Consider the following 14,298-nt stretch of genomic DNA (forward strand, 5'->3'; position numbering starts at 1 on the left):
ACGTGACGCGCTACTTCATGTTCGCTTAACCCAGTATGCAAAAGGCCGCCCGAAGGCGGCCTTGGACGAATCATGGCAGAACGTTTGCCATTTGAACGTCGACTCAGGACTTCTTGTAAGCCGCCACCGATTTTTCGATGGCCTTGCGAGCGGCTTCAACCCCTTCCCATGACTCTACCTTGACCCATTTGCCTTTCTCCAGGTCCTTGTAGTTCTCGAAGAAGTGGGCAATCTGCTGGCGCAGCAGTTCCGGCAGGTCGGTGACTTCCTGAACGTCGTCATAGAGCGAGGAGAGCTTGGCGTGAGGAACACATACCAGCTTGGCGTCTTCACCTGCCTCGTCGGTCATGTTCAGGATGCCTACCGGGCGGGCGCGAATGACGCTGCCGGGAGCGACCGGGTAGGGGGTCACCACGAGTGCGTCGAGGGGGTCGCCGTCATCTGCCAGGGTGTGAGGGATGAAGCCGTAGTTGGCCGGGTAAAACATGGGGGTGGCCATGAAACGGTCAACCAACAGCGCACCCATATCCTTGTCGATTTCGTATTTGATAGGCGCGTGGTTGGCAGGAATTTCGATCGCCACATAGATATCGTTGGGCAGATCCTTTCCAGCGGGGATGTTATCGAAGTTCATCTTGAGTTCCTTGGCTTGGCTTATCTATTGCGATTGAGGCAGATGTCACACAATTGATGCATTGCATTAATAGGGCAGAATTATACGAACATGACTGCCAGATTACCAATGCGACATAGGTGTTTGACGTTGATGAAGATAGGGAATGGAGTGCCCTTTGATGGCCGACGCGACGTTTGGTGGGCATCGTTTCGGCGTCGCAGCGTGTATCATGTCGCCGTGTGATCGTGGCAAGACCTTTATGTCCAGGAGGATGAGTTGGCGCACGCCCAGTTGCTAATCAGTTATGGCCAGGCTTTCGTGGCCCCGCAGCGCCGCCAGCATCGCAGCTCCATGTCGGTACGCCTGCCGGATGAGCCCGTATTGAAGGCGAAGGGCGGCTGTGCCGTCATCAGTGACTCGCTGTCGCGCAATACCATGGCCAAGCAGGCAGGCGATCTGAGCGTTCGTGGATTCCTGGCCGATTATTACTCGACCCCCGAGCACTGGGATACCAAGACCTCTGCCACGCGGGTCTTGAGAGCGCTCAACAGCTGGTGTTACAGCCAGAGCCAGCACGTCAAGGAAGGCGGTTTTGTATCATCGATGTCTGCGCTGGTGTTTCTGGGCCGCGAAGGGCATCTGTTTCATATGGGCGACACGCTGGTCTTCCGTCTGCGAGGGGCCGAGTTCGAACAGTTGACCCGTGACCATGTGACCGACGTGGGAGGCTATCGCTATCCCTCTCGGGCCTTGGGCATGGATGGCAGCCTGGATATCGATTACACCCACCTGCCGCTCAAACAGGGTGATTTTTTCGTCTTTACCACCCAAGCCGTGCGCGGCACGCTCATGCCGTCTGACTATGTGCGCTTGATTCGTGAAGATGCCAGCGATCTCGATGCGGCCTGTGAGCGCCTGGCCAGCGAGGCCAAGCAGCGCGCCCAGGAGCGAGGTTATGGGGGAGAGCAGTTCTGTTTTCAGATTCTGCGTGTCGATGAGCTGCCGGAAGAACCCAGTGATACGCCCAGCATGCTGTATGGGGACTTGCCCATCCCCCCGGAACTGGCGGTAGGCGAGCGGCTGGATGGCCTCGAAATACAGGCGGTGCTGTCGCGAAACGCGCAGTCCAGGGTCTACCGCGTACGCGATGTGCACAGCGACCGTATCATGGTCATGAAGGCGCCCAGCCCGGAGCTTTCGCTGCGCAATGCCTATCTGGAACACTTCCTGCTGCAGCAGTGGGTAGTGGAGCGGGTCAACTCCCCCTTCGTGGTCAAGGTCATGGAGCTGTCGCGTCCTCGCCGCTATCTCTACTATCTCATGCAGAACGTGGAAGGCGAGACGCTGCGTGAGTGGGCGCAGCGCCACCCTCAAGCCAGCTTGAACCAGCGTCTGGACATTGCCAACCAGCTGGGCAAGGCGGTACAGGCGCTGCACCACCGAGATATCATTCATCAGCAAATCAACCCGGATAACGTACTGATCGACCAGCACGGTAAAGTCGTGCTGACCGACTTCAGCGCCTGCCACATGCGCGAGGTGGATGGCCATCGCCAATCCGGCGACCTGCTGCGGCAGGTGGGGCTTTGCGAGCATACGGCGCCTGAGTATGCGCTGGGCGACACCATTGGCCGCCGCAGCGACCAGTATTCGCTGGCTTCTACCGTTTACTGGTTACTGACCGGCGAGCTGCCATACCTGTTGACGCCTAACCGCCTGCGCAGCCATACCGATCTTGAAGAGCTGGCCTATCGCAGCGCGCGTACAACCAATCCTGAGATTACCCCGGAGCTGGATGAGGCGCTGCGTCGAGCCCTGGACCCCCAGCGAGCGCTGCGTTTTCGTCGCATGTCGGAGTTTCTCTACGCACTGCGTGTGCCCTTGGGGCGTTTGCCGGTACGCGAAGAGTCGCGTCCAGAAGCTCGGCGGTTCTGGCAGGGGGTAGCGGGCATACTTCTGCTGCTGTTGGTGCTCTCCTGGCTGTTGCGCTAGATCAAAACGCAGAAGGGATGGCCTGGGCCATCCCTTCTAGCGCGACTGCGGGCCGTTCAGGCCGTATTACAGCGTGAACTTGGGCAGTTTCTGCGCCACTTTCGTCAGCTTCAGCTTGGCGACTTTGGGCAGGCCATTTTCGAAGGGCGGGAAGTCTTCGCCTTGAATCAGCGGGGACAGGTAGTCGCGGCACTGCTGAGTGATGTCGAAGCCACTTTCGCTGATGAAGTCACGTGGCATGAACTTTTCCTGGTTGGCAATTTGCGCCAGGGGAGCAGAGATCACGTCCCATTGGTATGGGGTCTGAGAGATACGACGAATCGCCGGCATCATGGAGTTCTTGCCTGCCAGTGCCAGCGTCACGGCCTCGCGGCCCACGGCATAAGCCTGTTCCACATCGGTTTTGGAGGCCAGGTGACGCGCCGCGCGCTGCAGGTAGTCGGCCACGGCCCAGTGGTACTTGTAACCCAGGTCCTGCTTGATCATGCCCGCCAAGGTGGGCGCTACGCCGCCTAGTTGGCGATGGCCGAAGGCGTCGGTATTGCCTGCATCGGCCAGGAAAGTGCCGTCTTCGTAGCGCGCTCCTTCGGAGACCACGATGACGCAGTAGCCGTACTTCTTGACGCTCTCATCGACTCTGGCCATGACCGCTTTGCGGTTGAATGCCACCTCGGGGAAGATGATCAGGTGAGGCGGTTCACCTTCGCCTTCCCCTGCCAGGCCACCTGCTGCCGCAATCCAGCCTGCATGACGCCCCATGACTTCGAGCACGAACACCTTGGTTGAAGTGGCGCACATCGAGGCGATGTCCAGAGACGCTTCGCGGGTAGAAGTGGCAATGTACTTGGCCACGCTACCAAAGCCTGGGCTGTTGTCGGTGATGGGCAAATCGTTGTCGACGGTTTTCGGTACGTGAATCGCGGTCAGCGGGTAGCCCATTTTTTCGGATAGCTGAGACACCTTGAGACACGTGTCGGCGCTATCACCTCCGCCGTTGTAGAAGAAGTAGCGGATGTCGTGGGCCTTGAAGACCTCGATCAAGCGCTCGTACTGGGTGCGATGAGTATCGATATCCTTGAGCTTGTAGCGACACGAGCCAAAAGCACCGCCCGGCGTATGGCGCAGGGCAGCAATGGCGTCGTCGCTCTCCTGGCTGACGTCGATCAGGTCTTCGGTCAGGGCGCCGATGATGCCGTTATGGCCGGCATACACCTTGCCGATCTGGTCGGGGGCTTGCCGACACGCTTCGATCACGCCGCAGGCGCTGGCATTGATGACGGCGGTAACGCCACCGGACTGGGCGTAAAAGGCATTGTGCAGGGCCATGGAACGTTTCATCTCCTGAACGAGTATCGTGTGACTAGCTAAATGAGCTTTCGGGTTTATCAATAAATGCTGCGGAGTTTAGCCTAAAGCCGTTGCCACTGCATTACACGCAGGGCAAGGCTGCTGGAGCTACTCCTCGCCTGTGTCCATGGCTTGCTCTTTCAAAGCCAGCCGCCAGCCGCCCAGATCCTTGTAGCGATTGACCATGGCGCAGAACAGTTCGGCGGTGCGCTCGGTATCATAACGGGCGGAGTGAGCCGATTTGTTGTCGAATTCGATACCCGCCGCCCGGCAGGCGCGTGCCAGCACGGTCTGGCCGTAAACGAAACCTGCCAGGGTCGCCGTATCGAAGCTCGAGAACGGGTGAAACGGGTTGCGCTTGACACCGCACCGATTGGCGGCTGCGTTCAGAAACCCTTGATCGAAAGCCGCGTTGTGGCCGACCAGGATGGCGCGAGAGCAGCCATGCGCCTTGATGGACTTGCGGATGGGGCGAAAGATTTCTCCCAGCGCCTCGGACTCGCTCAAGGCAACCTGGCGGCGCAGCGGGTCATCCAGATTGATGCCCGTGAAATCGAGAGCCGATTGCTCCACATTGGCCCCTTCAAAGGGGTGAATGTGGTACGCATAGGTGGCGTCGGGTAGTAGATTGCCTTCCGGGTCCATGGTGAGCGTCACAGCGGCAATTTCCAGTACGGCATCCGTCTGGGCATTGAACCCACCCGTTTCCAGGTCAATGACCACCGGCAGGTAACTGCGAAAACGCTGGGCCATCAGATCGCGGGCAATTGCCTCGCTCATGCAGCTCTCCTTAGTAAAGCGAGTAATCGAACACAGTGGCGGTCATGAGGAGTCGCCACGAATGTGCTGATTCTAGCAGCTTTGGGACCGAGGCGTCGTTGACGGTATTCGCTGGGCATCGAGAGCGCTATACTGGACGCCAGGTGTAATGGATAGCGCCCGAGCGTGCTGTCGATTCTGGTGAGCTGTGTTCTTATTCAAGAGGAGCAAAGAATGTCCGATGTCAAAAAGGTTGTGCTGGCATATTCAGGCGGCCTGGACACATCCGTTATCGTCAAGTGGTTGCAAGAGACCTACAACTGCGAGGTAGTGACCTTCACTGCCGACATCGGTCAAGGTGAGGAAGTCGAGCCCGCGCGTGCCAAGGCCCAGGCGCTGGGTGTCAAGGAAATCTACATCGAAGACCTGCGTGAAGAGTTCGTGCGCGATTACGTCTTCCCCATGTTCCGTGCCAACACCATCTACGAAGGCGAGTACCTGCTGGGTACCTCCATTGCTCGCCCGCTGATTGCCAAGCGGTTGATCGAAATCGCCAACGAAACCGGCGCCGACGCCATTTCCCACGGTGCGACCGGCAAGGGCAACGACCAGGTGCGTTTCGAGCTGGGCGGCTATGCGCTCAAGCCGGGCGTCAAGGTCATCGCGCCCTGGCGCGAGTGGGACCTCACTTCCCGCGAGAAGCTGATGGCCTACTGCGAAGAGCACAATATCCCGGTGGATTTCTCCAACAAGAAGAAGAAATCTCCGTACTCCATGGATGCCAACCTGCTGCACATTTCCTACGAAGGCGGCATTCTGGAAGATCCGTGGGCCGAAGCCGAAGAAGACATGTGGCGCTGGAGCGTTTCACCGGAAGCCGCCCCTGAACAGCCCACCTACGTCGAGCTGACCTTCGAGCAAGGCGATATCGTGGCCATCGACGGCGAGACGTTGAAGCCCCATGAAGTCCTTGAAAAACTCAACAAGCTGGGCGGCGACAACGGTATCGGCCGTCTGGATATCGTCGAAAACCGCTATGTGGGCATGAAGTCTCGCGGCTGCTACGAAACTCCCGGAGGCACGATCATGCTGCGTGCCCACCGTGCCATCGAGTCGCTGACGCTGGACCGTGAAGAAGCACACCTGAAAGATCAGCTGATGCCCAAGTACGCCGAAGTGATCTACAACGGCTACTGGTGGAGCCCCGAGCGTCGCATGCTGCAGGCGGCCATTGACGAAACGCAGAAAAACGTTTCAGGCGTCGTGCGCATGAAGCTCTACAAGGGCAATGCTACGGTGGTGGGTCGCAAATCCGAGCAGTCGCTGTTCGACGAGTCCATTGCCACGTTCGAAGACGATGCCGGTGCCTACAATCAGAAAGATGCCGAAGGCTTCATCAAGCTGAACGCACTGCGCCTGCGCATTGCGGCCGGCAAAGGTCGCCAGCAAAGCTAGTCTCTTCCCTTGTGACCAACCCGGTGGGTTGGTCACTCTTTCCTGGAGTGGTCATGTTTAAAAAACTACTTGCGGGCCTGTTTGGGTCAAGCGATGAGCGTAAAAGCGTGTCGGGCACCAAGGCGGCAGAGCCTGTCGCCTACAAAGAGTACCTGATCATTTCCCAGCCGGATGACCAGAGTGGCCAGTACCGTGTCAGCGGTGTGATTCGTAAAGCCGTTGCGGGTGATAGCGTTCAAGAGCATCGTTTCGAGCGTTCCGACATGCTGCCGGGGCGTGATGCCTGCGACGCGCTGATGGTCAGCAAGGCGCAGCGCTTCATCGATGAGGTGGGGGACGCGATGTTCGAACCGGACCCCCGTCGTGAAAGCGGTACCTCTAGCTAAGCTGTGAATCCATCAAGGCACGCGCTTCAGCGGCCGCTTTCAGCATGAACTCTGCGGGCACGCTCGTCAGGACGGCGCCCTGCTCACAGGCCGCTATATCCACCAGCAGTTGCCCCAGTGCGCCGGCATAGCTTGCCAGCGCCTTGTGTATGCTCTGGCTCAGGGGCAGCTCCTGCAACATGACCTCCAGTTCAATCCCTAGAATGACCGGCATGCGCGAAAACAGCCCGACGATAAAGGCTTCTTCTGCGTCCAGCCCACGTTGCTCCGCCAAGGCCTCACAGGCAAAGGCACGCGTCAGCCCATTGATCAGGTTGACCTTGCTGGCCGGATTGTTGCCTGGGTTTCGACCCGCTCCGCCAGCAAGGTGTAGCCTTGACGATGGAGAGACGTAATCATGTCGATGGGCAATCCCACCGAGATATCGAATTTGACAAAAGAGAGGCGTTACTTGAAGGTTAGGGTGGGTAACTCGATCGACATCCGAGTGCCACCCAAGGGCGAGGCCTCTGCCCACAATTTCCCCCCGAGATGCTGAACGATGGCACGGCTGATGGGTAATCCCAGCCCACTGCCTTTGGGTCGCTGTGGGCTGGAGTGTCCGTTGCGCTGCAACTGATAGAACTTTTCGAAAACATGCTCCCTTTCTTCTTCGGGAATGCCTGGCCCATTATCGTCCACGCTCAGACGAAAATGATCTTCGTAGGCTTCTACGCTTAGCACTATCTCGGGATGGGTATGATGCGTAAACTTGCGCGCATTTTCCAGCAGGTTGATGATCACTTGTTCCAGTCGGTCGGGGTCGGCTTCCACCATGGCAGTCTCGGGTTGCACCTCCAGCCGGAAGGTCAAGGCTGCTTCTTGATGCAAGCGGGCCAGTGCGTCGCTGCTTTGTCTGGCCAATGCCACCAAGTCGACGGGTTTCGGCGACATGGTCAGACGACCGCTTTCCAAGCGTGCCAAGTCGAGTATTTCCTCGATCAGCCGGGAAAGTCGTTCGCTTTCCTGCACCATGATGGCCAAAAATTGATGGCGCTTGTCATCGCTGATATCCGGCGTGTCGCGCAATATTTCGGCAAACGAGCGAATCGACGTCAGCGGTGTTCGCAGCTCATGGCTGACCATGGCCACGAACTCATCTTTCATCCGGTCCAGCTCGCGCAGCCGTTCATTGGCACTGCGCAATTCCTGGCCCACGCGGGCCAACTCCTGGGATTTCTGCTCGAGGCGACGGTTGTACTCCAGCGTCTGTGACGTGGTATCCAGAATGCTCAGCACCGAGGCAACGTCCAGCGCTTCACCGCGCAGCACCGAATTGATCAACACGCTGGCGGAGGCACTGCCCAGCGAGCCTGCCAGCGCCTGCTCGGCCCGCGTGATCAGCGCGCTGGAGGCCGGCTGTGTTTTATTCAGCGGCCCATGTTGGGTAAACACGCGCTCAGTGGCCGTACTGCCCAGGTAGCGAATGAGCAGGGCGTGTAGGGCGCCTTCGGTGGTTTCCCCCCGCCACAGAGAGGTCGTGTGCAGGTCCGGGTGCATGGCGCCGGTGAAGAGCGCTGCCTGAGTCTGTTCCAGCGGCGTGGGCCGGGTAAACAGAGACACACCCACCAGCAGTCCCACATTGCACAGCATGCTCCAGAACAGTGAGTGGGTATAAATGTCCCAGCCGGTCAGGCCCAGCAGGGCATAGGGCGACAGCCACGCTAGCCCCCAGGGGCCCTGGGTGATCAGCGCGCTATCCAGCCATCCCGATTGAGCAAAGCCCGGCAGCAGCAGGGTGTAGAACCAGACGATAAAGCCTGCTACCAGAGCCGCGGCCGCCCCTTGGCGGGTGGCGCCGCGCCAGTAAAGGCCAATTAGCAGCGCGGGGGCAAATTGAGCGACGCCCGCAAACGAGACCAGTCCAATGGTGACCAGGCTGTAAGTGTCGCCAATCAGCGCGTGGTAGAGATACCCCATCAGCAGAATCACGACGATGGCGATACGGCGTATCCCCAGCAGCCAATCGGCCAGCTTGCCGTGGCTGCCGATATAGAGCCCTTTGACCTTGAGCAACAGCGGCATGACCAGTTGGTTGCTCACCATGGTGGAGAGCGCGATGGTTTCCACGATCACCATCCCCGTGGCCGCGGACAGCCCACCGATGAACACCAGTAAGGGCAGGCCCTCGAGACCTGCGGAGAGAGGCAGCGTCAGCACGAAGCTGTCCGGGTCTCCGGCATCCAGCAGCAGCCCCGCCAGGGCAATGGGAATCACGAACAGGTTGATCAGCAGCATGTAGAGCGGAAACAGCCAGCTGGCGCGAATCAGGTGCTGCTCATCGACGTTCTCGACGACCAGTACCTGGAACTGACGTGGCAGGGTCAAAAAAGCCAGAAACGCGAGCAGCAGCATGCCCACCCAGCCGGTGGCCCCGCCGGGTACACTCTCCAGCCGCATGGCGTTGGCCAGCTCCGGCATGGCCGCGGCCTGCGCGAACAGGGCGGCAGGCCCCTCGAACAGCACGAAGGTGACGAAGATACCCACCGCCAGGAACGCCACCAGCTTGACCAGCGACTCGACCGCAATGGCCGCGACCATGCCCTCGTGGCGCTCGCTGGCATCCAGATGCCGAGTGCCGAACAGAATGATGAACACGGCCAGTACCATGGCGATCCAGAACGAACGATCACTCCAGAACCGCTCGGTGGCCAGGGTCGCGTCGGCACTCAACGGGTAATTCATCAGCACCGCATGGCTGACCGTGATCGCCTTGAGCTGCAGCGCGATATAAGGCGTGATGGTGATCAAGGCCATAAGGGCCACCAGGGCACCCAGCAAAGAGCTCTTTCCGTAACGGGCACTGATGAAGTCGGCAATGGAGGTGATCCGCTGCTGAGCCGCAATGCGCACCATCTTGCGCAGCGTGAAAGGCGCCAACAGCATGGCCAGCGTTGGCCCCAGATAGATCAGTAAGAAGCTAGGGCCAAACTGAGCGGCTCGGCCCACGCTGCCGTAAAAGGTCCAGGCGGTACAGTAGACCGCAATGGAGAGCGCATACACCGTGGGCGAGCCAATCAGCGAGCGCCCCTGTTCGGCGCGGCGGTCTCCCCAGGCGGCCACCATGAACAGCAGCGCCAAGTAGCTGAAGGCAGCCCCAATCACCACCAGGTCGGTACGCATGCTCATCGTCGTCCGGGCGTTTCCACCAGCCAGGCGGTCATGCCGATCAGCGCGCCCCAGACCACGAACAGGTAGAGCGGCAGCCAACCCAATGAGGAGGGCAAACGGTCCATGATCAGCAGGGCGGGCGGACAAAACAGCAGCAAGGCCAGTATGATCAAGGCGATCAATCTTTCCTGACGTCGGGAGAGCGGGCGGGAGGTTTTCATGAGGCGCTGGCATCCTCACGGTCGAAGGCATTGGCCTGCAGGGCTAGCAGTTCCTCAAGGGTATCGATGCCTCTTGCCTCTAACCGGGGCAGCAGCGCCAACCACAGCTCCGCCGTGACGCGGGCATCGCCCAGCGCCGTATGCCGCGTGCCGGGCGGGAAGTGCAGATCGTAGCGCTTGGCCAGAGTGTCCAGGTCGTGGCCATCCAGCGCCTCATCCAGTGCTCTGGAGATCAACAGCGTATCGAGCACCGGCATGTCAAAGCGAACGCCATGGCCGCTGATGGCCAGCATGTCGAAGGCGGCGTTGTGGGCCAGCAAGACCGCATTGTCCACATAGGCGCTGAACAAGGTCAGCACGCTGTCCAGTGTGGCAGCCCCCGCCACATCGGCATCGGTAATGCCGTGGATGACCGTACTGGCCGCCGGAATGGGGCGTTGGGGGTCGACGTAATGGTTGAAAGCGTCACTGGCCAACAGCCGCCCATTGACGATACGGCAGGCCCCCAGGCTGATCACCGTGTCGCCTCGACGCAGCTCCAGGCCGGTGGTTTCCGTGTCGAAGGAGACGATATCCAGGTTGCGCAGCCGACGACTGGCCAGCGCATCATCCGGGGCGGGCAGCTGGGCAATGCCGAAGTCATGAAACTCGGGCCGTGGCGGGGCGGGTTCACGGGGGGCGTCGGTACGCTCCAGGGTGGGTAGCGGCATGCGCAAACGCGCGTGGCGCTTGTCGCTGTCGGCAACGCTCCAGATATCGGCGGCGTGCTGGCGCAAAATGTCGGCCACCGATGGCCCCAGCGGCAGCGCCGTCAGCCGTTCTTCACGCCAGCGTACCAGCTCGCTCTCGGGCACGGGAGCACCTTGCCAGATCAGGTCGACGTAAACGCGTTTCTGATGATGACTCAGCTCGCCCTCGAAGCCGCCGCTGGGCAAGTGGCTGTGTAAATAGCGCACCAGGGAGTCGAACAGCTCGATCAAGGCTGGGGCATCGCCCTTGAACCAGGCAGGCATGCCAATGGGGGTGATCAGCCGGTGGGCAGGGTCCAGTCGCTCATCCAGGGATTGCCAGAAGTCATTGGACCACATGGGCCGCAAGCGCTCGCCGTGGTACTGCATGTCCTCGAGAAGCGTGGCCATTCTGGCGACCTGCTGGTTCAGGCCATGGCTCTCTTCCTGAATGACCTGCTCCAGGCGTTCTCGGAGTGCAGGGTCCTGGGGCAGGTTGGCCAGTTGCCGCATGACGTCCGCCGCACTGCCCAGGCTGGCAGAGTGTTGGCGTAGCGATGGCAGCAGACTGCCCAGGTCGGCGCGCACGCCCATCTCGTTGTTCCAAGCCGTGGTGGCATCGCTGCACGTGACAAGGGTTTCTTTTTCGCTGCCGGGCACGCGTCGAATCACCACTTTCAGCCAGCGCTGTTCGCAGGGGGCCAGCAGTTCCCTGGGAGAGCCATCGTCCGGCAACTGGGCCAGCGCATGTTCAAGGCCAACGGTGGGCAGCAGCGTGTCGAGGCGTTTGCCAAGCCCCAGCCCCGTGTGCCCGGCAAAAAAATCCTCGGCGGCCTGGTTGAACAGCATGACCCGGCGGTGGCGGTCGCAGAGCAGCAGTGGCGTTTCCAGCACCTGCAGCAGGGTTTCCAGCTCCTGACGTATGCGGGTTGCGCTACGCGCACCCTCTGCATGAGCGGTGGCCAGTCGCCCTCGGTCGGCGCGCCAGCTCTGGCTGAGGCGCCGCAAATCGGGGCCGAGCCCCTTCAGCCAGCCTTCGGGGGTGTTTTCGTCCTGGGCATCCGGATTGGCTACCCAGCGTGCCAACTGGGCCTGAAGGTGGCGCAGCGGGGTGAACAGCATGCGTTCGAGCAGCAGTCCGACCAGAAAAATCGTCATGCCGCCAGAGAAGCTGCCCAACCACAGCGCGGCGCGGGCAATTCCCGACAGGTCCAGTTGAGCATCGAGCCAGGCGGCAAAAATAGCCCCGCCAAGCAGGCTGATGCCGCTCAACAGCAGCCATACGCCCATGAGTCGCTGGCGTTTGGGTAACCCTTTACCGGTCATGGCGTTCGCTCACCCAACAGGGATTTGACCTTTTCCACCAGTTGCTGAGTGGAAAAGGGTTTGGTTACGTAGTCGTCTGCTCCCAGCGCCAGACCTTTCTCACGCTCTACTTCGCGGCCGTGGGCGGTCAGCATGATGACTGGCAGCCGCTGGGTCGTTGTTTGTTGTTCACGCTGGCGCAGCTGCTCGAGCACTTCGAAGCCACTGATGCCGGGCAGGCTGATATCCAATAACAGCAGGTCGGGGGAGGCATCTTCCAGACGTAAAAGTGCGCTTTCTCCATCCTCGGCAGTCACTACTTCGAGTCCGGCATGGGACATCAAGAACTCCAGAGACAGGACAATATTGGGTTCATCGTCGACCACTAAGACTTTGGCCATGGAGGGCTCCTGATAACGCAACGTTATTATTGGTTCTTGAAGAAGTTTAGGTAGCCAAGCCGAGCCCGCCAAGACGACCTTCGATGAGTATTGCCATGACGCCTACAACTTTCGCAGTGGTTTAAAGCCATAAAAGGGCTTTTTCATGGACTTGCCAGACGTCTCATACCACTATGAAAACGCTCGAAGTGAGCAAGCGAGTAAGCCCAACAATAAAGCATCACCATTAAAGGAGCTGCGCTTATGAGTGCTATTTTCTTGCTGGTGGTGGGTCTTGGTGCAATGGCATTGGGGTACTTTATTTACTCCAGGTTCATTGCTCAAAAGATCTACCAACTCGATCCTGACTTTAAAACCCCTGCCCATGAGTTCGAAGATGGCGTCGATTATGTGCCTACCAATCGGTTCGTGTTGTGGGGGCACCACTTTACCTCGGTGGCGGGTGCCGCACCCATCGTCGGGCCGGCCATCGCAGTGATCTGGGGCTGGGCACCGGCCTTCATGTGGGTGGTGTTCGGCACCATATTCTTTGCCGGGATTCATGATTTCGGCGCCATCTGGGCCAGTGTGCGCAACAAGGCAAAATCGGTGGGGGCGCTCACTGGAGATGTCGTTGGCAAGCGTGCCCGCAGCATCTTCATGATCGTCATCTTTCTGGTGCTGCTCATGGTCAACGCGGTGTTCGCGGTGGTCATTGCCGGTCTCATGATGAATTTCTCCAGCGCGGTCGTGCCGGTGTGGGGGGCCATCCTCGTGGCACTGATCATCGGCCAATTGATCTACCGTCGGGTCATGAGCTTGCCCGTTGTATCGGTACTGGGGGTCATTGCACTCTATGCCCTGATCTTCATTGGCCCTTCGGTGCCGATCCAGATGCCCTCGGAAGTGGCGGGTATGTCGGGTAACGCGGTGTGGATCCTGATCCTGTTTGCCTACGCTGCCATCGCTTCCTTGCTGCCCGTCTGGATGCTGCTGCAACCCCGTGACTATATCAATGGTCTGCAGCTGTTCATCGGTCTGCTGGTGCTGTACGGCGCCTTGGTGTTGCTGAACCCGACTCTGGTAGCACCGGCGTTCAACAGCGATGTGCCTGCGGGTACGCCATCGCTCATTCCTTTGTTGTTCGTGACCATTGCCTGTGGGGCAATCTCTGGCTTCCATGGATTGGTGTCTTCGGGGACCACTTCCAAACAGCTCAACAAGGAGACCGACGCGCGGTTCGTGGGCTATTTCGGCGCGGTAGGCGAAGGCATGTTGGCCTTGGCGGCGATTCTGGCAGCCACGGCAGGCTTTGCAACGCTGGGTGACTGGCAGGCCATGTACAGTGCCTTTGGCCAGGGGGGCGTCAACGCCTTTGTGGAAGGCGGAGCCTACATCATCCATAACGGCCTGGGGCTGCCTGAAGTGACGGCGGTGACGCTGCTGACGGTCATGGCGGCGCTGTTTGCCGGGACTACCATGGATACCGGGCTGCGGTTGCAGCGCTATATTTTCCAGGAGTGGGGCGATATCTATCAGCAGCCGTGGATGAAGAAACCTGCCATTGCCACCGGTCTGGCCGTGGGTAGCTGCCTGTTGCTGGCGTTTGGCGCCGGTGGGGCCGACGGCTCGGGTGGGCTGATCATCTGGCCGCTGTTTGGGACCACCAACCAGTTGCTGGCAGGCCTGACATTGCTGGTGATCACCGTGATGCTGGTGCGCCTGAAGCGGCCCATGTGGTACACCCTGGCACCGCTGTGTTTCCTGCTGGTGATGACGATCCTGGCGCTGCTGCTGCAGCTGCGCACCTTCTGGAATCAGGGCAACATGTTCCTGCTGGTACTGGACATCGTCGTTCTGATTGCGGCCATCATGGTGGCCATGGAGTGTGCGGCCGCGCTGAAGCGCTCGCGTTCCGAAGTCGCCGAGCAGCAGCCTTAGCCGCTGCAAAACCCTGGA

Annotated in this window: 12 protein-coding genes; 4 read left to right on the forward strand and 8 right to left on the reverse strand. The window is 59.8% G+C overall.

Translation table 11 applies throughout. The features are described from left to right. Positions 1–103: 103 nt before the first annotated feature. Positions 104–634, reverse strand: a complete 531-nt coding sequence (gene ppa, locus RVM26_RS05685; RefSeq protein WP_039178176.1) for an inorganic diphosphatase — start codon at positions 632–634, stop codon at positions 104–106. A gap of 258 nt (positions 635–892) precedes the next feature. Here ppa and RVM26_RS05690 point away from each other — a divergent pair, with 258 nt between their 5' ends. Continuing rightward, positions 893–2,608 (forward strand): bifunctional protein-serine/threonine kinase/phosphatase, encoded by a 1,716-nt coding sequence (locus RVM26_RS05690; protein ID WP_039178470.1) that lies wholly within the window; start codon positions 893–895, stop codon positions 2,606–2,608. 66 nt (positions 2,609–2,674) lie between these two features. Here the strand turns inward: RVM26_RS05690 and RVM26_RS05695 are convergent, their stop codons facing one another. Together RVM26_RS05695 and rnt are read right to left on the reverse strand one after the other, a co-directional pair. Next, complete coding sequence (locus RVM26_RS05695; RefSeq protein ID WP_498941364.1) at positions 2,675–3,934, reverse strand: 6-phosphofructokinase; 1,260 nt, start codon at positions 3,932–3,934, stop codon at positions 2,675–2,677. 129 nt (positions 3,935–4,063) lie between these two features. Next, positions 4,064–4,735, reverse strand: coding sequence for a ribonuclease T (gene rnt, locus RVM26_RS05700; RefSeq protein ID WP_498941365.1), 672 nt, complete (start codon positions 4,733–4,735; stop codon positions 4,064–4,066). A 213-nt stretch (positions 4,736–4,948) separates the two neighbouring features. Between rnt and RVM26_RS05705 the strand changes: the two genes are divergently transcribed. Together RVM26_RS05705 and RVM26_RS05710 are read left to right on the forward strand one after the other, a co-directional pair. Then, positions 4,949–6,169: an argininosuccinate synthase gene (locus tag RVM26_RS05705; protein ID WP_096923063.1), complete on the forward strand. Its 1,221-nt coding sequence runs from the start codon at positions 4,949–4,951 to the stop codon at positions 6,167–6,169. 53 nt (positions 6,170–6,222) lie between these two features. Then, entirely contained in the window at positions 6,223–6,555 is a 333-nt protein-coding gene (locus RVM26_RS05710) for an HlyU family transcriptional regulator (RefSeq protein ID WP_498941367.1), read from the forward strand. Here the strand turns inward: RVM26_RS05710 and RVM26_RS05715 are convergent. From RVM26_RS05715 to RVM26_RS05735, 5 genes are all read right to left on the reverse strand, one after another. Then, the gene (locus tag RVM26_RS05715) at positions 6,548–6,829 is read right to left on the reverse strand and encodes a hypothetical protein (RefSeq protein WP_498941369.1); all 282 of its coding nucleotides are present in this window, start codon (positions 6,827–6,829) and stop codon (positions 6,548–6,550) included. The two genes, RVM26_RS05710 and RVM26_RS05715, sit on opposite strands and share 8 nt — an antisense overlap. Positions 6,830–7,002: 173 nt before the next feature. Further along, positions 7,003–9,717: an ATP-binding protein gene (locus RVM26_RS05720; protein ID WP_498941712.1), complete on the reverse strand. Its 2,715-nt coding sequence runs from the start codon at positions 9,715–9,717 to the stop codon at positions 7,003–7,005. A 2-nt stretch (positions 9,718–9,719) separates the two neighbouring features. Further along, the gene (locus RVM26_RS05725) at positions 9,720–9,926 is read right to left on the reverse strand and encodes a hypothetical protein (RefSeq protein WP_039178157.1); all 207 of its coding nucleotides are present in this window, start codon (positions 9,924–9,926) and stop codon (positions 9,720–9,722) included. After that, complete coding sequence (locus tag RVM26_RS05730; RefSeq protein ID WP_498941371.1) at positions 9,923–11,980, reverse strand: 3'-5' exonuclease; 2,058 nt, start codon at positions 11,978–11,980, stop codon at positions 9,923–9,925. The genes RVM26_RS05725 and RVM26_RS05730 overlap by 4 nt, the downstream gene beginning before the upstream one ends. Continuing rightward, a complete protein-coding gene (locus tag RVM26_RS05735) occupies positions 11,977–12,360 on the reverse strand; it encodes a response regulator transcription factor (RefSeq protein WP_287807634.1) in 384 nt (127 codons plus the stop codon). Before RVM26_RS05735 ends, RVM26_RS05730 begins: the two co-directional genes overlap by 4 nt. A 243-nt stretch (positions 12,361–12,603) precedes the next feature. On the opposite strand from RVM26_RS05735, the gene RVM26_RS05740 reads away from it, so the two are divergent. Continuing rightward, the gene (locus RVM26_RS05740; protein WP_498941373.1) at positions 12,604–14,280 is read left to right on the forward strand and encodes a carbon starvation CstA family protein; all 1,677 of its coding nucleotides are present in this window, start codon (positions 12,604–12,606) and stop codon (positions 14,278–14,280) included. The last annotated feature ends 18 nt before the right edge of the window (positions 14,281–14,298 follow it).

This window comes from Halomonas sp. KM072 (assembly GCF_050710315.1).
Lineage (GTDB): Bacteria > Pseudomonadota > Gammaproteobacteria > Pseudomonadales > Halomonadaceae > Vreelandella > Vreelandella hamiltonii.

What these genes read in the sequence shown, in the direction of transcription:
- ppa (WP_039178176.1), bottom strand. Translation starts at nt 634, where the DNA reads ATGAACTTCGATAACATCCCCGCTGGAAAGGATCTGCCCAACGATATC.
- RVM26_RS05695 (WP_498941364.1), bottom strand. Translation starts at nt 3,934, where the DNA reads ATGGCCCTGCACAATGCCTTTTACGCCCAGTCCGGTGGCGTTACCGCC.
- rnt (WP_498941365.1), bottom strand. Translation starts at nt 4,735, where the DNA reads ATGAGCGAGGCAATTGCCCGCGATCTGATGGCCCAGCGTTTTCGCAGT.
- RVM26_RS05705 (WP_096923063.1), top strand. Translation starts at nt 4,949, where the DNA reads ATGTCCGATGTCAAAAAGGTTGTGCTGGCATATTCAGGCGGCCTGGAC.
- RVM26_RS05710 (WP_498941367.1), top strand. Translation starts at nt 6,223, where the DNA reads ATGTTTAAAAAACTACTTGCGGGCCTGTTTGGGTCAAGCGATGAGCGT.
- RVM26_RS05720 (WP_498941712.1), bottom strand. Translation starts at nt 9,717, where the DNA reads ATGCGTACCGACCTGGTGGTGATTGGGGCTGCCTTCAGCTACTTGGCG.
- RVM26_RS05725 (WP_039178157.1), bottom strand. Translation starts at nt 9,926, where the DNA reads ATGAAAACCTCCCGCCCGCTCTCCCGACGTCAGGAAAGATTGATCGCC.
- RVM26_RS05730 (WP_498941371.1), bottom strand. Translation starts at nt 11,980, where the DNA reads ATGACCGGTAAAGGGTTACCCAAACGCCAGCGACTCATGGGCGTATGG.
- RVM26_RS05735 (WP_287807634.1), bottom strand. Translation starts at nt 12,360, where the DNA reads ATGGCCAAAGTCTTAGTGGTCGACGATGAACCCAATATTGTCCTGTCT.
- RVM26_RS05740 (WP_498941373.1), top strand. Translation starts at nt 12,604, where the DNA reads ATGAGTGCTATTTTCTTGCTGGTGGTGGGTCTTGGTGCAATGGCATTG.